14 protein-coding genes are annotated in these 17,524 nt (G+C 49.8%); all 14 read right to left on the reverse strand.

Features of this window, described 5'->3' with window-relative positions:
• Positions 1 to 4 precede the first annotated feature (4 nt).
• Positions 5 to 898, reverse strand: a complete 894-nt coding sequence (locus tag Q9R34_RS08240) for a glycosyltransferase (RefSeq protein WP_485893075.1) — start codon at positions 896 to 898, stop codon at positions 5 to 7.
• Positions 895 to 2,052 (reverse strand): UDP-galactopyranose mutase, encoded by a 1,158-nt coding sequence (gene glf / locus Q9R34_RS08245; RefSeq protein WP_485893076.1) that lies wholly within the window; start codon positions 2,050 to 2,052, stop codon positions 895 to 897. Before glf ends, Q9R34_RS08240 begins: the two co-directional genes overlap by 4 nt.
• A 9-nt stretch (positions 2,053 to 2,061) precedes the next feature.
• Positions 2,062 to 3,954 carry a DUF4422 domain-containing protein gene (locus Q9R34_RS08250; protein ID WP_485893077.1) on the reverse strand — a complete coding sequence of 631 codons (1,893 nt, stop codon included), beginning with the start codon at positions 3,952 to 3,954 and terminating at the stop codon, positions 2,062 to 2,064.
• Positions 3,955 to 3,975: 21 nt separating this feature from the next.
• The gene (locus Q9R34_RS08255) at positions 3,976 to 4,716 is read right to left on the reverse strand and encodes an ABC transporter ATP-binding protein (RefSeq protein ID WP_485893078.1); all 741 of its coding nucleotides are present in this window, start codon (positions 4,714 to 4,716) and stop codon (positions 3,976 to 3,978) included.
• On the reverse strand, positions 4,716 to 5,483 hold the full coding sequence (locus Q9R34_RS08260; RefSeq protein ID WP_485893079.1) for an ABC transporter permease: 768 nt from the start codon (positions 5,481 to 5,483) through the stop codon (positions 4,716 to 4,718). The genes Q9R34_RS08255 and Q9R34_RS08260 overlap by 1 nt, the downstream gene beginning before the upstream one ends.
• Positions 5,484 to 5,554: 71 nt before the next feature.
• A complete protein-coding gene (locus Q9R34_RS08265) occupies positions 5,555 to 6,478 on the reverse strand; it encodes an NAD-dependent epimerase/dehydratase family protein (RefSeq protein ID WP_485893080.1) in 924 nt (307 codons plus the stop codon).
• Positions 6,479 to 6,658: 180 nt separating this feature from the next.
• Complete coding sequence (gene rfbA, locus Q9R34_RS08270; RefSeq protein ID WP_485893081.1) at positions 6,659 to 7,522, reverse strand: glucose-1-phosphate thymidylyltransferase RfbA; 864 nt, start codon at positions 7,520 to 7,522, stop codon at positions 6,659 to 6,661.
• On the reverse strand, positions 7,519 to 8,595 hold the full coding sequence (rfbB, locus tag Q9R34_RS08275) for a dTDP-glucose 4,6-dehydratase (protein ID WP_485893082.1): 1,077 nt from the start codon (positions 8,593 to 8,595) through the stop codon (positions 7,519 to 7,521). The genes rfbA and rfbB overlap by 4 nt, the downstream gene beginning before the upstream one ends.
• A gap of 433 nt (positions 8,596 to 9,028) precedes the next feature.
• Entirely contained in the window at positions 9,029 to 10,042 is a 1,014-nt protein-coding gene (gene galE / locus Q9R34_RS08280; RefSeq protein WP_434122898.1) for a UDP-glucose 4-epimerase GalE, read from the reverse strand.
• A gap of 53 nt (positions 10,043 to 10,095) precedes the next feature.
• Positions 10,096 to 10,992: a UTP--glucose-1-phosphate uridylyltransferase GalF gene (galF, locus tag Q9R34_RS08285; protein ID WP_485893083.1), complete on the reverse strand. Its 897-nt coding sequence runs from the start codon at positions 10,990 to 10,992 to the stop codon at positions 10,096 to 10,098.
• Positions 10,993 to 11,267: 275 nt separating this feature from the next.
• On the reverse strand, positions 11,268 to 12,608 hold the full coding sequence (locus Q9R34_RS08290; RefSeq protein WP_485893084.1) for a lipopolysaccharide biosynthesis protein: 1,341 nt from the start codon (positions 12,606 to 12,608) through the stop codon (positions 11,268 to 11,270).
• Positions 12,605 to 13,828 (reverse strand): glycosyltransferase, encoded by a 1,224-nt coding sequence (locus tag Q9R34_RS08295; protein WP_434122895.1) that lies wholly within the window; start codon positions 13,826 to 13,828, stop codon positions 12,605 to 12,607. Before Q9R34_RS08295 ends, Q9R34_RS08290 begins: the two co-directional genes overlap by 4 nt.
• A 4-nt stretch (positions 13,829 to 13,832) precedes the next feature.
• A complete protein-coding gene (gene wcaK, locus Q9R34_RS08300; RefSeq protein WP_434122894.1) occupies positions 13,833 to 15,095 on the reverse strand; it encodes a colanic acid biosynthesis pyruvyl transferase WcaK in 1,263 nt (420 codons plus the stop codon).
• A 182-nt stretch (positions 15,096 to 15,277) separates the two neighbouring features.
• The gene (locus Q9R34_RS08305) at positions 15,278 to 17,491 is read right to left on the reverse strand and encodes a phage tailspike protein (protein WP_485893085.1); all 2,214 of its coding nucleotides are present in this window, start codon (positions 17,489 to 17,491) and stop codon (positions 15,278 to 15,280) included.
• Between the last annotated feature and the right edge of the window lie 33 nt (positions 17,492 to 17,524).

Here is a 17,524-nt window from a genome sequence, read left to right on the forward strand (position 1 = left end):
TCCATCAAAATCGTTTCCCTTTAATACCTAACAGCCCATCACAAAGCCCGCGCAAAAAGAAACTAAGGTATTTGCGCTTATGAGGCTGCTTTATAACGATGGAAAAATATTTAGTTAACCTCAGTGTAATACCCAGCATGGTAAAAGGTTTATTAAACTTAAATAGCTGACGTGACAAAAGAAGATTTCTAACTAGATAATACACTTTCCACTGAGGAAGAATTATTCCATTACTACTTGAAACGTCATGGATAAACACAAGGTCAGGACAGTATAGCATTTTATTTCCTGCCTGATTTAGATGGTATGAATAATAGAGATCATCAAAATAGATGAAAAGGTCATCATGCAGAAAAGGCAAAGAGTATTTAATGACATCCTGCCGGACAATAGCGCCCACAAAAGAGAGCGTTACACACTCGCTCTGCTGATCCTGCGCAGGCTGAAAAAATGAAGAACACCAGAGATAATGCATATCTTGCAAGAAATTTTGAGGCATTTTTCTGAAAGGCAAGTTCATGCGACAAAGCTGATTCTTTTTGTCTATAACCCGACAAGAAAATGCAGCATAGCTGTCTTTTGACATAGCCTTAAAGCGCGAAACCAGTGTTTCATCTGGATAAGCATCATCATCAAAAAGGGCAACCCAGTTGCCCATAATATGCTGACTAATATATTCAAGGCCAATTTTGAACCCACCGGCCCCACCGCTATTTACGCCAGAATAAACAACTCTGCACTGTTCGCTTTCAATGCTCTTCAACCATAACCCTGTCCCGTCAGAAGAGGCGTTATCGACGATTACAATCTTATCAAATTGCGCTTTTCTGGTAGCCTCAATGCACATCTTAAGTTTATCAAGACGATTATAAGTTACTATTAAAGCCGTAATGCTCATCTAACATTGACCGTAAAAACGGGCATATCCGCATTGTTTGCAGCCTGTGTGAGGAAGATTTCTGCGGTTTTCAAGGCTTCGGCTATGGTTACATCCATATCCAGATAACGATAGGTGCCTAATCTTCCTATGAATGTAATGTTCTTTTCGCGGGCGGCAACATCTAGATACTTATCCAGCAGTTGCATCTCCCCAACCTGGCGTATTGGATAATAAGGAATATCATCAGTGCCGCAGCTGCGGCTAAATTCCTTATAACAGACCGACTTTTGATGCGTTTCCCATGGAGAAAAATATTTATGCTCAGTAATACGCGTATAGGGAATATCCTGTTCAGGATAATTCATTACTGCGCAGCCCTGATAATCGCCATCATAGGTAAACTTCTGGAAATCAAGAGTACGGTATCCCAGGCGTCCAAATTGATAATCATAAAAGGCATCCAGCGGGCCACTGTAAAAAACATGGTCATATTTAGCCTGCATGGATTTATCGAAAGAGGTGTTCAGATCAATGGTGATGCCCGGGTGTAAAGCGATATTCTCAATAAGCTTTGTATAACCTTCCGCTGGCATTCCCTGAAAACGATGATTGAAATAGTTATCATCATAGTTAAATCTGACAGGCAGACGCTTAAGGATTGAAGCTGGCAGCTCGGAAGGCTGCATGCCCCACTGCTTAATGGTATAGCCCTTGAAAAAAGCTTCATACAACTCTCTCCCCACGAAGCGTAACGCTTGCTCTTCGAAGGTTTGCGGATTGGTGATGCTTTGATCGCCTTTTTCTTCAACAAAGGCTTTGGCCTCATCCGGGGAAAGACAAACGTTAAAAAATTGATTAATAGTGAGCAAATTGATCGGCAGCGAGAATACTCTCTGCTTATAGACCGCTTTTACTCGGTTTGTATAGGGCATCATTTTAGTAAAACGCTGCATATATTCCCATACAACTTCATTGTCTGTATGAAAAATATGAGGGCCGTATACATGCACCATTACCTGGGATTCGCTATCGCGCGCGTCATAGCAATTGCCACCAATATGATCACGCTGATCGATAATTCTAACCTTAAGGCCTTTTTCAGCCAGTTCTCTTGCTATCACCACGCCTGAAAAGCCAGCGCCTACGATAAGAACTGATTTATCACTATTCATTGTCTTATTTTACCCTAAAATGGCACGTCTGATTTTGTAATACAGGTAAGCAATATCGCTTCTTCTCTTTGAACCGCGAGGGGCAAAACGATCTAGGTAAGGCATTAACTTACGTTTAACTTTTGTTTGGAAAAGAATCTGTGTCTGAGGCGGTGAAACCGATACGCTGGTAGGAGGATGCGCACTAAGCTTTTCATAAACTTCTTTTTCCCAAGGCGTGCCCTGAATAAATTTGATAAAGTTATCGAAATAATCAACTTTATCCGTGTTCCAGGGTTTATTTTCGCCAGCAAAATGAATCATTTTAGGATTTTCGCGAGCTTCTAAATAGCGCATGTAGGTTGAAAAAATCAGGTTTGGGTAGAAGGTTTCGGTATTACCGTTCCCATGATAAACGTTCCACTCGAGGGGCAAGAAAGTTACCCGACCAAAAAATACTTTATTCATAATATCCTGATCGAGAAACCAGAAGCTTTGTCCTTTAAGTTCTTTCATTAGCTGCTCAAAGATATTATCTTTGTTCATTTGCTCGATATTGAATACCATGATCCCGCCCTGAAAATACTCTTCCGGTCGAGACATTTTCAGCGTCTGTTTCAAATATTCACCGGCAGGCTGAATGCCAGCATCAGACTGAGCGATGTTGCCAAACTTAACAAAACCTTCCATAACAATATCCTGCACTGCTGCAACATAGTTATCATGTAACTCGGTTTCAAATAGCTCAGCAATATCGCTTTCAACTACAGTATCCGTATCAATAAACAGTACCTTACTGTAATTACGCATCAAGCGCGGAATAAACAGTCGTGAATAAGTCGCAACTGTAAATGGTGGTCTGATATAGGCATCTTTAATTTCATCAAATGCATGAACATTAAAAAACCTGATACTGAAATTTTTACTAACAAAGCAAAGTTCGATTAATCTTCTTTGATTTCGCTTTGACAATCCATTGTCTAAAATAACAACATCATAATTATAATTCTGATTTGATGCTTTGATAATAGAGTTAAGCAACGCACCTAAACTATGTGCATAGTTGTCATCTGAACAAACAACCACAGGTATATTATTTTCTTCGAAAGCTGGCTCGAGATAGCTATTGAAGGTTTCTTTTTGAACAAATGTACGCTGAAGCTCTTTCAGCTTTACCGTTGAGTATTGCTGCTTATAAAGAACGAAAATATTGAACAAACGTTCAGAAATATGTCCGAACACTCGTTTTTCTTGCCCACTATAATTTTCAAAAGCAAGTTTAGTTTCAAGCTCATCGAGAATGCCAAATAGCCATTCCGAATATTCTTTGAAAATATCACTACGCATAACAAACATGTTGGTATAGTAGCCGTCATGCGCATCATTAAATTTTTTTACGGTAGCATAGTATTCAGGGTGTCTTTTCAGCAATATATCAATAGCATTCTGATAGTCTCTGATATGCAAATGGTCTGATACCTGATAGTGCTCATAGTTAGATTTGCTACCAGCCGCTTTTACCGACCACTTCTTGGGCACTATAATATCCGCACCATCAAGACATTGTAAAATTGCCGCTTCATTTAATCCAAAGATGTTTTCATATTCTTCAGTAATTTCTGGATAGTTGACCATTCCCCATACATCTTCGGGCTGATTCTGATTCTCAGAAAAATTAAAATGGCGGCGATAGTGCATAAAACCGACATAATCAGTTTCAGGAGCGTTCTTCCATACCCAGTAGTGAGCCGTCAGTTCGCAATAAAACGGGTTTTTAAGTGAAATGTTATCCCCGATATTATCGCCTGGGCAACAAATATCGCTGTATGAGAGTGCCTTACCAACATGAAGCGGATGAATAACTGGCGACGTTAGGAATGCACTCGGCTTATGATGGCTGGTATATATTGATACACTTTTCATTAACTATTCCGTTTAGATAACTTAAGACATGGTCTTTGAGTAAGATTCCAGAATTTTTTCAGAATCCCCCATTTCACGTAAGCGATGGTTTTCAATCCAGATAACGCGGTCGCATATTTTTTTCACGTCTGCAATATTATGGCTAACAAACAATATCGTAACGCCTTTACTACGGAATTCATTTATTGTATTAATGCATTTTCTTTGGAAAGCAATGTCTCCAACTGCCAGCACTTCATCAATGATGAGTATATCGGGATCGACTTGGCTAATAACGGAAAAACCGAGCTTGGCCAACATACCGCTTGAATAGACTCGAATAGGTTCGTCGATAAACTCCCCCAATTCGGAAAACTCAATGATTTTTTCAATCCTTTCCTTCAATTCTTTTCTGCGCAAACCTAATAGTACCGCATTAAGTTTGATATTTTCTCTGCCTGTCAGTTCAGGATGAAAACCGCCGCCTAGTTCCAGCATTGACGCGACTCGTCCGGTAACGCTGACTGAGCCGCTGGTAGGCTTGAGTACGCCTGCAACTAGGCCCAAAGAGGTACTTTTACCTGCTCCGTTTCGACCGATTAAAGCGACTGATTCACCCTTTTTAATCTGAAAATTAATATTTTCAATAGCGAGATAGCTTCGGCCTTTAAGCAAATTCCAGGCGCGTTTAGGACTGAAGATGAGTTCTTTAATACCCGAGCCTATATGATGATAGAGTGGATACCGTTTAGTAACATTCTTGAATTCAATGACAACGCTCATTATAAAATCTCAGCGAATCTAAATTTCAGCTTATCAAATATGAATGATCCAACCAGCACTGAAACTATTCCATACAGATACACCTCTGTGACGAGATGATAGTTAATGCTGTTATTCATAAAGAGTTCTCGCCAGCTTAATATCATAGAAGCCAGTGGGTTATAGTCGATTAAAAATCGATATTTTTCAGGAATCATATCTGCTGAGTAAAGGATAGGTGTGCAATAGAACATAATCATGATAGCTAAAGCAACAAATCTTTCCAGATCTCTGAAGAACAAATTTAGCGTGGAAAATGCCAGTGCAAAACCCAGCATAAGTATGATTTGGCCTATCCCGATAAGCGGTATGCCCCAGAGCCAGTTCCAGTCAGGAGACATATCATAAATCAGCAAGAAAACGATTATTACAGGGATGGTGCAAAGAAAATGCAGACATTCCATTAATACGTTACTGACAGGAATAACGGAGCGAGGGAAAACCGTTTTTTTGATAATCTGGGCATTAGCCAGAAATGAAAACAATGAGTTATTCGTTGCGCTTGCAAACCACTGCCACGGAAAAAGCCCGGTAATGATAAAGACAGTGTAATTAGGGATCTGTACGCGCATAATTAATTTGAATATAAAAAAATAAATCATCGCGAATAACAGCGGGTTTGCAACAGACCAAAGATAGCCAAAGAAACTACTTTTATATCTTACCTTAAGCTCTTTTTGGGTTATTACAATAATTAAATCAAATAGATAACCTAAACTATGCTTCATAATTATCTCAGTGTATTGTATCCAATTTTTTTCTACATTGCGCTTAAAACATACTCATCTGAATATTTAACTTACGCTTTGTGATTTAAAACCTGAATGACGTGATCATACATCTCGGCCATGCCTTCCAATATATTTTTATAACTCACCTTGTTAATTTTACTATTAACCTTGCTGTTATCTAATACACTGTAGACTACATCGCCCACTTTGTGTTCATGCAATTCGATGATGAGAGGTTTTCCCGTCACTTTCTCTGCGCTAATAATAATATCTTGAAGCGTGGTGCCAACGCACGTGCCAGCATTATAAATTGCATTCCACGCATCGCTGGCCATCAACTTAGTGGTAATTTCACAAAGATCGCTGACGTGAATGTAGTCTTTGCATATTTTCGTGCTGCCGAAAATCTTCAGAGTTTGCCCCAGATGAGCATGTTTAAGCGCTACGCCAATGATCTTATCCAGCTTCTGGTACTTACCATATACGTTTGCAGGCCGAATAATGATATGGCTGAATTCGGGATCTATGCGCGAGTAAAATTTTAAATAGTTCTCGACGCTTTCCTTCATCCAGCCGTAGAAACTTTCTGGCGCTGTCGAGTCTTTTTCGGTAAGTGGAGTTGAAGATTTACCGTAAACGGAGCCACCCGATGACATATAAACTAACCGTTTAACGTTATTTTCTTTCATAACGCCGATTAAATCTATAATGGCGGATAAATTAAGTGCCAGATGGTCCTGGCAGGAGTTAATCTTTTCAAGCGGCGTAAATGTCGTCATTGAATGAACAACAACATTTATATCATGCTCTTTAAAGATTGCATTGAGACTATCAATGTCTTTAATGCTTCCTTTTATATTAAGGACATTTTCATGAACGAAGGGAGATGGTGAGCGGCCATAGTTGATCACTGAATAGTTCAACTTACATAAGTATTCTATCAGGTTTGCACCAATGAAACCCGAACCACCAATAACCAAAATTTTTTGCATACGCTGACCTTAGCACTTTTTTACACTCAGATAACATCAGGGTAATCACGTCCATATGATTAATGTAGACGACTTTTGAGGCAACTTGGTTTTACTTAGCTGAATTGTCATTTCGCTGACAAGATTTTGAGAAGAAATAATTATCTCAATCCGTAACTACCGACTCTGAGTTTCACTGACTTATTTTAACAGCGCGTAAAGATACTGACCATATTCCGTCTTTTTTAACGCGTTTGCCAGCTTAGCGACTTTGTCTTTAGATAACCACCCTTTATTATAGGCAATTTCTTCAAGGCAGGCGACTTTAAAACCCTGACGTTTTTCAATAGTATGTATAAATTGTGATGCTTCCAGCAGACTGTCATGGGTCCCGGTATCTAGCCAGGCAAAACCACGCCCTAATTGTTCAACACGGAGTTTACCCTCTTGCAGGTACATCTCATTCAAGGTTGTGATTTCCAGCTCGCCACGCGATGAAGGTTTTACTTTTTTCGCATACTCGACAACATGCTTATCATAGAAGTAAAGCCCCGTGACTGCCCATTCTGACTTAGGCTGACTCGGTTTTTCTTCTATCGAAATTGCTTTATTGTTTTTATCAAATTCGACTACGCCAAAACGCTCAGGATCTTTAACTTTATATCCAAAGACAGTTGCGCCTTCATTATGTTTTGCTACTTCCAGTAACTTCGGCGCAAAACCCTGACCAAAGAAAATATTGTCGCCCAGTACCAGCGCGCAGCTGTCGCCGTTAATAAAGTCTTCGCCAATAAGAAAGGCCTGTGCCAAGCCGTCTGGCGAAGGCTGCTCACGATACTCTAGTCGGATACCAAAATCAGAACCGTCGCCCAGTAATCTCTTAAAAAAAGGTAAATCTGAGGGCGTAGATATGATCAGTATGTCTTTAATATCCGCAAGCATCAAAACGGAAAGAGGATAATAGATCATCGGTTTGTCGTAGACAGGCAGTAACTGTTTAGACAGTCCGCGTGTGATTGGATGCAGCCGGGTTCCAGACCCCCCTGCTAAAATAATTCCTTTCATTCATCCTCCTTGTTATTCAGACCTAACCGTTCACCTTTATAAGAGCCGTTAAGCACTTTTTGCCACCACTCTTTATTATCCAGATACCATGTCACTGTCTTACGAATGCCGCTTTCAAATGTCTCTTCCGGCTTCCAGCCCAGCTCTTGGTTAATTTTCGTCGCGTCAATGGCATAACGCAAATCGTGACCAGGCCGGTCTCTGACAAAAGTGATCAGTTCTGAAAAGGAATTAATACCCTGTGGCTTAATGGTAATTAACTCATCAAGAATTTGACAAATAATTTTTACAACTTCGATGTTTTGTTTTTCATTATGACCACCGATGTTATAAGTTTCGCCAACAGCGCCTTCGTTTACCACTTTGTAGAGCGCTCTGGCGTGATCTTCTACGTAGAGCCAGTCGCGAACCTGTTCGCCATTGCCATACACAGGCAGGGGCTTGCCAGCCAGCGCATTGATAATGGTTAACGGGATAAGTTTTTCCGGGAAATGGTAGGGGCCATAGTTATTTGAACAGTTCGTAATGATGGCTGGTAAGCCATAAGTCCTGTTCCAGGCTCTCACCAGGTGATCGCTTGCAGCTTTTGACGCTGAATAGGGGCTACTTGGCGCATAGGGCGTCGTTTCGATAAAGAGTGAGTCTGTTCCATGGAGATCGCCGTACACTTCATCCGTAGAAATATGATGGAAGCGGAAATTTTCCTTTTTAGCGCCATCTAGCGTGTTCCACCAAGCGCGAGCCACTTCTAACAGTGCATATGTCCCGACAATATTGGTATTGATAAAATCAGCGGGACCATCAATGGAGCGGTCTACATGACTCTCAGCGGCCAAGTGCATGATCCAGTCTGGCTGGGTTTTATTCACGACTTTTGTCAATGCATCCGTGTCGCAAATATCAATCTGATGAAATTGATAGCGTGCGTTTTGACTAATGTCAGAGAGCGAATCGAGATTACCCGCATACGTTAACTTGTCGATATTGATGACTTCGTCATTAGTATGATTAATGATATGGCGCACAACTGCTGAGCCGATAAACCCCGCTCCACCCGTAACTAAAATCTTCATAATCGTCTCATTATTCCTGACAAGTATTAAAAGGACTAAAGTCCCACTGTACAAATAACAGACACCATGGACAATAGCCACGCTACCGCCCTTGGGTTACAGCTCCCAGCATGCTGTTTGTTACCAGAATTTATGGTTTTCTTGTTGACACAAGCTCCGCGAAGTAGTAGCGCAACCTTTTGATAAATATTGTTTTATTATCATTTTAATAATAAAGGTAAATATTTTTGCCGAGCAAATTCTAACATTCGGTGTAATTAAAAACGAACTAAATGCGATTTGGTACGAGTTGTTAGTTCACTTTTTAATCGTTAAAACGGTGCGGCTTATGCTCCGGGATATGTCAATTTCAGGCAATAAGATTGGTATTAAAATTCAGGCGGGAGGTCTGAAGAAGAGGAAAAGCGGGGCAGACCGGGGTCCGCCCTCAAAATTAACGAAATCCGTCAGGATTTTTCGACTGCCACTTCCACGTATCGCGCATCATCTCTTCGATCCCGCGCGTCACGCGCCAGTCCAGCTCTTTATCCGCCAGGCTCGCATCGGCCCAGAAGGCCGCCAGGTCACCGTCGCGACGCGGTTTAATCTCGTAAGGAATCTGCTTACCGGACGCCGCTTCAAACGCCTTGATCATCTCCAGCACCGAGTAACCTTTACCCGCGCCGAGATTGTAGGCCTTGTAACCTTCAACCTTCGGTAAATGGTCAAGCGCTTTCAGGTGCCCTTCCGCCAGGTCGACGACGTGAATGTAGTCGCGCTGACAGGTGCCGTCCGGCGTCGGGTAGTCGCCGCCGAATACGCCCAGCTGCGGCAGACGGCCAATCGCCACCTGCGCAATATAGGGCAGCAGGTTGTTGGGAATGCCGGTCGGGTCTTCGCCGATCTCGCCAGACTCGTGCGCGCCGACCGGGTTGAAGTAGCGCAGCGCGATGGCTTTGAATTTCGGTTCGGCGAAGGCGAAGTCGCGCATCACGAACTCAATCATCAGCTTGGAGGTGCCGTAAGGGCTGGTGGTTCCGCCAATCGGCGTGGTTTCCACGTAGGGAACCGGCGCATCGGCGCCATACACGGTGGCGGAAGAGCTGAAGATAAAGTTATAGACGCCAGCGGCGCGCATCTCTTCCAGCAGCACCACGGTGCCCGCAACGTTGTTCTCGTAGTACTCCAGCGGCATGCGGGTTGACTCCCCTACCGCCTTCAGCGCGGCGAAGTGGATCACCGACGCAATATCGTTGCTGGCGAACAGATCGCGCAGGCAGGCGCGGTCGCGAATATCGCCTTCAACGAAGGTCGCTTTTTTACCTGCCAGCTTCTCAACGCGATTAATCGCCTCGCGCGAGGCGTTGCACAGGTTATCCAGTACTACAACGTCGTCGCCGCGCTGCAATAACGCCAGCACCGTATGCGAGCCGATGTATCCCGCCCCGCCCGTTACCAAAATAGCCATGTGTGCTCCTGTCTAAGCTGCCGCGTCGGTGCGCGGCAAAACGTGAGAAAAGGTTATTTTGCCAGAATTTTCTCAATGGCGGCGCGGAAATCCTGCCCCATGCTGTTGCTGCGCAGACCGTATGAGACGAACGCCTGCATATAGCCAAGTTTACGACCGCAGTCGAAGCTGCGACCCATCAGCAGCGCGGCGTCGACCGGCTTCTTCTGGCTCAGGCTGGCGATAGCGTCGGTCAGCTGAATACGGCCCCATGCGCCCGGCTCGGTGCGCTCCAGCTCGCCCCAGATATCGGCAGAGAGCACATAGCGGCCCACCGCGGCCAGATCGGAGTTCAGCGGCGCTGGCTGATCCGGCTTCTCGACGAAATCGGTGATGGCGCTGACGTCGCCCGGGTTATCCAGCGGCTGCTCGGTGGTGATAACAGAGTACTCAGAGAGATCGCCGGTCGGCATATGCTGCGCCAGCACCTGGCTGTGGCCGGTCTCTTCGAAACGCGCCACCATGGCGGCAAGGTTGTAGCGCAGGTGGTCGGCGGTGGAGTCATCCAGCAGCACGTCCGGCAGTACCACGACAAAAGGATTGTCGCCGATCATCGGGCGCGCGCACAGAATCGAGTGGCCCAGACCCAGCGGCTGCGCCTGGCGCACGTTCATAATGGTCACGCCCGGCGGGCAAATTGACTGCACTTCGCTCAGCAGCTGACGTTTTACGCGTGCTTCGAGCAGCGCTTCCAGCTCGTAAGTGGTATCGAAGTGGTTTTCCACCGCATTTTTGGAAGCATGGGTGACCAGCACGATCTCTTTGATGCCTGCGGTAACGCACTCATCAATGATGTATTGAATCATCGGTTTATCGACGACAGGCAGCATCTCTTTTGGAATTGCTTTCGTCGCCGGGAGCATATGCATACCGAGACCCGCAACCGGGATTACTGCTTTAAGCTTGGTCATATTTTTTCCATTTCATGAAGTGAATACGTGCGGTCGATTATGCAGGATCGGCCAGAACTGCAAGTATAATCTTTATCCGAAAATCTGATACTAAATGCCTGTCATCCCTTAGAAATTCATCATTTTCCCACTGTTCGGACGTGCCATAAAGTGAGCAAAGACAAGCGTTAACCTGCATGCTAAAACCTGCCGCAGGATCAGCAGCCTCTCTGGATTAATGCCAGGCTAAAAAAGACCCGGGCGGCACGCGTGCCGCCCGGGAAGAAGTGCGCCGATCAGAGCCAGCCCTCAAACCATTCCGGCTTTACGAACAGGTTGAAATGGTTTACCAGGGCGATGACCGCGATAAATATCGCCGACACCGATACCCACTGTCGCGCATAGGGCATAAAGCGAATGCCGATCACCGGCCTGATAAAGAACGGGTGCGCGAAGGCGGAGATCAACACCTGCGAGATCGAGAGCGTCAGCGCCACATAAAGCACGTTCGGCCAGATAAAGGTGGTCGCCAGCACCGCCAGCACCACCAGACTCGCCACCACATTCCAGTAAAACTCAACGCTGGTGCGCCCGTTTGCCTGCGAAATCGCGCCGGTCAGCCCGCCCATCGGCCGCAGCATGCCGAACAGCAGCATCAGCGGGATCAGATGGTAGACCTGCTCGTGCGACGCGCCATACAGCACGCGCACAATCACCGGCGAGAGAATGCCGATGGCGAGGTACATCGCGCTGCTGAACAGCATGATGACGAAGGTGCCCTTCAGGAACAGTTTTTTCAGCTGCTCTGGATCCTGCTGCTTCTCGGCGAAGCGCGGCAGCGCCAGGCGGTTAATCACCGGCGACACCAGCTTGAGCGGCTGCAGAATCAGCTCTTTCGCCAGCGAGTAGATGCCGAGCATCTCGGCGCCCATCACCTTGCCGACAATCAGCGCATCCGCCTGGGTGCGCAGCTGGTTAATGGTCTGCGAGCCGAGCTGATAGATGCCGTAGCGCACCGCGCCGACAAAGGTCGCTTTATCAAACTCCCACGTCGGCCGCCACCCCTTCTCCCCGAAGGCAATCAGGCAGAGGATGCGGGTAAAGGCGTTGATAAACAGGCCAAGGATCGCCGCGGCAACCGTCAGCGAGGTGAAGTAGAGCATCGCTACGGTGCAGGCGAACGCAAACAGTTTGGTGGCCATCTCGATTTTGGCGAGCAGCACCATACGTTTGGTTTTGATGTAGTGCGCCTGATACTGCGACAGGTGCCCCAGCACGAGGAAGTTGAGGCTGGTGAGCATAATCAGCCCCACCAGCTCCGGCAGGTGGTAGAACCAGGCAATGGGATAGGCGACGCCGATCAGGATCAGGCCGGTCGCCAGGCTCAGCGACACGTTGACCCAGTATATAGTGCTTTGCTCGCGTCGGGTAATCTCATGGCGGTGCACGATATAGCTGCTCATCCCCATATCCTGCAGCACGGTGGCGACCGCCAGGATAGCGTTGATGATCGCCAGCAGCCCCAGCTCGTGCGCTTCCAGCTTGCGCGCCAGCACGCTAAGCTGCAGCACCTGCAGCAGTGCGGCAAAGCAGGTACTGCCAAACAGCCATACCGCCTGTTTTTTCAATCCGCTCACGCCAGCTGCTCCAGCAGCCTCGCCAGCTCGCCGTAGGCGATGTGCTGGTTGAATTCCGTTTCGACCTTGCGGCGCGCCGCTGCAACGACCGGCGCGACGTCAATATCGCCCTGAGAGAGCCTGAAGAGCGTATCGGCCAGCGCCTCGGCGTCGTTTTCCGGCACCAGCCAGCCTGAAACGTTGTTCTCGATCAGCTCTGGGATCCCACTGTGGAAGGTGGAGACCACCGGCAGCCCCACCGCCATCGCCTCCATCAGCGCGACCGGAATGCCTTCCATATCGCCATCGGCGGCGGTTTTCGACGGCAGCAGGAAGATATCCGCCTCGCTCAGCGCGGCGCGGATCGCCTCCTGGGGCTTGAAGCCCGGCATGCTGACGCAATCCTCCAGCCCGGCGTTAGCGATATGCTCGCGCATCATCTCATCCTGATCGCCGTTGCCGATAATGGTGAACTCAAACTGGCCGCCGCGCTGCTTCAGGATCTCGCTGGCCTTCACCGCCACGTCGAGCCCCTTCTTCTCGGTGAGTCGCGCCACGGAAACAATGCGCAGCGGCGAGTGAAACGCCTGACGCGGCTCGAAGTTGAACTTCTCCGGCTCGATGCCCATGCGCGTCACGTGGATCTTCTCCGGCGGGCAGCCCATCTCGATCAGCTTGCGCTCCCACAGATGGCTAATCGGCAGCAGCAGCTCGCTCTGTTCGAACAGATTGACGTAGTCCTGCTTATGCTCTTCCAGGATATGGCGGCGCGAAATATCCGCGCCGTGGAACACCGTCGCCTGTTTGCCCACCAGCACGCCCAGCTCGCGCAGCTTATTGGCCAGCGCGCCCGCATAGCCAAAATGCACCAGGAAGACGTCGGCGGTATAGGGCTGGTGGGTATTCGCCACGATAGAGGGCAGCAGCAGCTTGCTGGACTGCGCGCCGTAGCGCCGCACGTTCAGCGAGCGGATCAGCGCCGGTTTCGCTACCTTCGGCAGCACCAGCTTCAGGCGCTGGTTGAGCTTGTCGAGGTTCGAGACCTTCTCTTCCGGCAGCAGATAGTGGGTGCGCGCCGCCAGCTGATACTCGTCGAAGGCTGCGTGACGGTTCACCAGATCGCCCGGGAACACGGAGATAATTTCGACGTCGTAGCCGGCGTCAATAAAATGGGTCACCTGGTTCAGCACGAAGGTCTCAGAGGCGACCGGGAAACGCATGGTGAAAAAAGTCAGTTTCATAGCATTACCCCAATACGTTGAGGATCTCTTCTGTGATCCGGTTACCGACTTCGCGCTCATGCGCAACCGCCGTATCGACCTGCTGCCTGATGGCGTCGTAATTCGCCAGCACCTCTTTTACTTTGCCGATCAGCGAGCCGTCCATCAGGCTCTTCACATCGGTCGCCATCTGCGGCAGACCGAGCTGATTCATCACGCCCATCGACTTGTGTTCATAGTTGATCGCCACGGCCGGCGTGCCGAAGTTCATGGAGATAATGGCGGAGTGCAGGCGCGTGCCGATGGTGAGATGGCAGTGGCTCAGCAAGATGCCCAGCTCCAGGTCATTGAACTCATCCATGATGACGTGGTAATTCTCCGGGCGCTCGACGCGGTCGCGCAGGGTCAGCGCCACCATGCGATCGTCTTTGGCATAGCTGTCGATGCCGGTGCAGGTGGAGAAGGCGACCACCTGATAGCCTTCGGCGATCATCGCGTTGATCACGCGGCCAAAGGCGGCTTCATACTCTTGCTGCGTCACGCCCAGGCGCTTATCGAACGGCGCCAGCTCGCGCACGGTAATGGCGATGGTTTTGCGGCGGCTGATGATGTTTTGCCAGTGCTGCAGGTTATGGCTCGGCTGCTCGACGCTGCGCGCGCGCACCAGAAAGGCGGTGTCGACGCCGGGCGCCACTTTACGCGTGGTGACGCCATCTTTTTTCATCAAATCGAGGCTGACCGACTCGCGCAGCACCAGGCTGTCGACGCGGTCAAACACAAAGTTCGCCAGCGCGTTAACACGGGGGTTCTGAAAAGGGCCGACCGAGTGGCCGATCAGATAGATCGGCTTTTTTGCCATCAGGGCGCAGAGCGCATGGTCGAACTGCGTCACGCCGTAGAGATCGACGAAGAAAGAGCCGCCGACCTGGATAATGGCGTCGTACTGCTTCAGGCTGTTGGCGAAAGTTTGCAGATGCGCCGGTACGGAAAAGGATTTGAACGGTCCGCCTTTGCCCAGGTGCGCCATCATAATGTTCGGCATCAGTCGGTTGGCGACCTTGCGCTTTACCGTGCCGATCAGGCCCTTCGCCGCTTTGCTGTTGTGCAAAAACAGCGAATCCTGCTGAATCTCCTGCTGGAGCAAATACCCAGAGCTCGTTGGATAACGACTGATCGCGTCAATCTCTATATCACTGCGGGCAGCATGTATTGAATCGATCAGCCCGCGCAGAATCGCGCCATCCCCGCGATTCCCACACGTGTGGTTACCCACCAATAAAATTTTCATCAACAACTCCGAAAAATTCTTTTAATTTTTTACCCGACCGGTAACGCTGCGATGCGTCGGGTAAACAAGCCGCCCTGTCCTGACGGGCAAAGTAAACTCTGCGTTTAAAAAACAACCAATATGCAAGCTAAAAACAACTCCAGAGGATGTGGCTCGCGCGCCTCCCTGCGCGCGATAACGCGTTATTCGCCCTTCACGGCGAAATAGGGCACGGCGCACTGTTCGCCGTTAATCACCATTGAGATAAAACCTTTCGGCTTGCTGGTGTCCACCTGTCCGGCGTTAAGCGCGCGCGACGCCAGCAGCAGGTCGCCCTGCTCGTTGCCGCCGATGCCCGCCTTGCCGTTATGCAGGCTAAAGCGCTGCGGCGCCGCCACATTGCCGGACGGCGGCGATGCTTTCTCCATGCTGGCGCTGACGCGTGCGCAGCGGCCGGTGGCGAAACGGTCTTTGCTGGTAGTTTTCATCAGCACCACCGCCGACGGCGTCCAGCCCGCTAGCTTGACGAAGATGCGCACTTCGCTGTCGCTGGCGGCAACGTAGCGCACCTCGACAACCGGGCTGCTGCCCTCCGCAGACCAGCTCGCTTCCGCCTTGCTCTTCTTGCGCTGCACCTGGATCACCGCGCGGCCGCCGGTCGAGCGATCGGCGATCGGATTCATCAGCGGCTGGCTGGTGCTGCCGTTGCTGAACTCCGACTGGCCGAAGATTTCGATTTCCCAGGCGTCGCCGACGTCCGGCGAATAGAGCGTGCCCAGCTCAAACCACGTCTGCTGGGCGCTGTTGTTCACCAGCCGCCAGCGCGAGGTGATGTAGTTGTATTTCAGGCTGCCGTCGATGGCGACGCCGTAGGACTCCACGCGCGTCGATCCCATCTCCCAGACGTTGAGCCAGCGCTCGCCCTGATCGGAGTTATCGATCCAGCTGCCGGACTGCAGATTGGTCTGGCGCATATTGAGGCGCGAGTTGTGCGCAATCAGCGGGTTTTTACAATCTTCCAGGCTCAGGGCATCGACAATCCACTGACCGTTGGAGATGTCGCCCGGATGGTCGCAGTGCTCGATCCAGCCGTTGTGAATAATTGACTGGCTGCAGCGCGGCAGGTTGAGCACCATGCCGCCGCGGCAGTTCTGCGCGTTGAAGTTGGAAAGCTCGATAGCGGTGCTGTGATCCCAGGCGCCCGCCTTGCGGCCTGACCAGCCCGCTTTAATCACGTCGCCGGTGCAGCGCGAGGCGTACCACTGGTCGATTTTGCAGTCGAGCGTATCCAGCAGGCTGAGCGCGGTGCCGCCCACCGCGTTAAAGCGCAGACAGGCGCCGCGGAAGAACTGGCCGCCGTCGCAGGTATTGCGGAACAGCCCCTGTTTATTGGGACGCTTGTCGCTGTTGCCGTTGAAGATCAGGTTGGAGATCTCCACCCAGCGCGCGTTGACGTCGAAGACGAACTCTGACTGGCCGTCGGAGACAATAGTGGTGGCGGGGAAGTAGCCGAAGTTGACCATTGCGCCGGAGATGCGGAAAAAGCGGCGCCCTTCGCTGCCGAAGTCGCAGGCGGAGACAAAGAAGGTGCCGGCGGGAAACTGCACGCAGATAGGCTGCTGTGCCTGTTCCGACCACTGGTACATCGCCTTGATGGCGGGCGCGGCGTCAGTTTTGCCGTCGGCGATGGCGCCGAAGTCAAACAGCGACAGGCGGTTAAAATCGTCCACCACGCGGCGCCAGTAAAAGCCCTCGCCGGCGAAGTTCACGCCGCCGTCATCTTTTGCGCTCTGGAAGCTGCCGACAAACTCGCCGCCGCCCACTTCCAGTCCTTCGTGCCAGCTTTTCAGCTTGATTTTCGCCCCTTCGAACAGCGGACGGGTTTTGCGCAGCTCCTCAACCGAGGCGATCTCGCCAATCAGCTGATAGCCGCCCGGCTGCGCCAGCCGCTGGCTGAACGCCGCCTGGCCCGGTCGGCTGACGTCGGGAATGTTAAACAGCGTATTGCCGTCTTTATCTTTCACCGTCATTGAGTGCGACGGATCGGCGATCAATGCGGCGTTGTCGTGAACGAAGCGGGCGAAGCTGCCTTTATTGAGCGCAATTGGCTGGGTAATTTGCGCCAGCTTGCCGCTGTCGTCGCGCAGAAAAACCGGGATCTGGTTGCCCGCCTGGCTGGCGTCGCTGCCCGCCTTGCCGATCCAGAGCTGCCCTTCGAAGCCCTGCCAGAACTGCGGCGGCATGGCATAGAGGTTCTCCGGCGTCAGAATCGGCACGTCCCCTTTTGGTACCGCGGCCGGATCGACCGCTTTCAGGGCGACGCCGCTGCTTTTCGCGGCGTGGCTGGAGAACGCGCTGACGGAGAGTGCGGCAACAATGGAGGAGGCTGCGCTCTGCAAGACTTCTCTTCTTTTCATGCATCTAATCCCGTAGTCAATGGGGCCGCGCAA

The organism is Enterobacter sp. BRE11, from assembly GCF_031844285.1.
Lineage (GTDB): Bacteria > Pseudomonadota > Gammaproteobacteria > Enterobacterales > Enterobacteriaceae > Pantoea.

What these genes read in the sequence shown, in the direction of transcription:
- Q9R34_RS08295 (WP_434122895.1), bottom strand. Translation starts at nt 13,828, where the DNA reads ATGAAACTGACTTTTTTCACCATGCGTTTCCCGGTCGCCTCTGAGACC.
- rfbB (WP_485893082.1), bottom strand. Translation starts at nt 8,595, where the DNA reads ATGAAGATTTTAGTTACGGGTGGAGCGGGGTTTATCGGCTCAGCAGTT.
- glf (WP_485893076.1), bottom strand. Translation starts at nt 2,052, where the DNA reads ATGAATAGTGATAAATCAGTTCTTATCGTAGGCGCTGGCTTTTCAGGC.
- galF (WP_485893083.1), bottom strand. Translation starts at nt 10,992, where the DNA reads ATGACCAAGCTTAAAGCAGTAATCCCGGTTGCGGGTCTCGGTATGCAT.
- Q9R34_RS08255 (WP_485893078.1), bottom strand. Translation starts at nt 4,716, where the DNA reads ATGAGCGTTGTCATTGAATTCAAGAATGTTACTAAACGGTATCCACTC.
- Q9R34_RS08260 (WP_485893079.1), bottom strand. Translation starts at nt 5,483, where the DNA reads ATGAAGCATAGTTTAGGTTATCTATTTGATTTAATTATTGTAATAACC.
- galE (WP_434122898.1), bottom strand. Translation starts at nt 10,042, where the DNA reads ATGGCTATTTTGGTAACGGGCGGGGCGGGATACATCGGCTCGCATACG.
- wcaK (WP_434122894.1), bottom strand. Translation starts at nt 15,095, where the DNA reads ATGAAAATTTTATTGGTGGGTAACCACACGTGTGGGAATCGCGGGGAT.
- Q9R34_RS08305 (WP_485893085.1), bottom strand. Translation starts at nt 17,491, where the DNA reads ATGAAAAGAAGAGAAGTCTTGCAGAGCGCAGCCTCCTCCATTGTTGCC.
- Q9R34_RS08265 (WP_485893080.1), bottom strand. Translation starts at nt 6,478, where the DNA reads ATGCAAAAAATTTTGGTTATTGGTGGTTCGGGTTTCATTGGTGCAAAC.
- rfbA (WP_485893081.1), bottom strand. Translation starts at nt 7,522, where the DNA reads ATGAAAGGAATTATTTTAGCAGGGGGGTCTGGAACCCGGCTGCATCCA.
- Q9R34_RS08240 (WP_485893075.1), bottom strand. Translation starts at nt 898, where the DNA reads ATGAGCATTACGGCTTTAATAGTAACTTATAATCGTCTTGATAAACTT.
- Q9R34_RS08250 (WP_485893077.1), bottom strand. Translation starts at nt 3,954, where the DNA reads ATGAAAAGTGTATCAATATATACCAGCCATCATAAGCCGAGTGCATTC.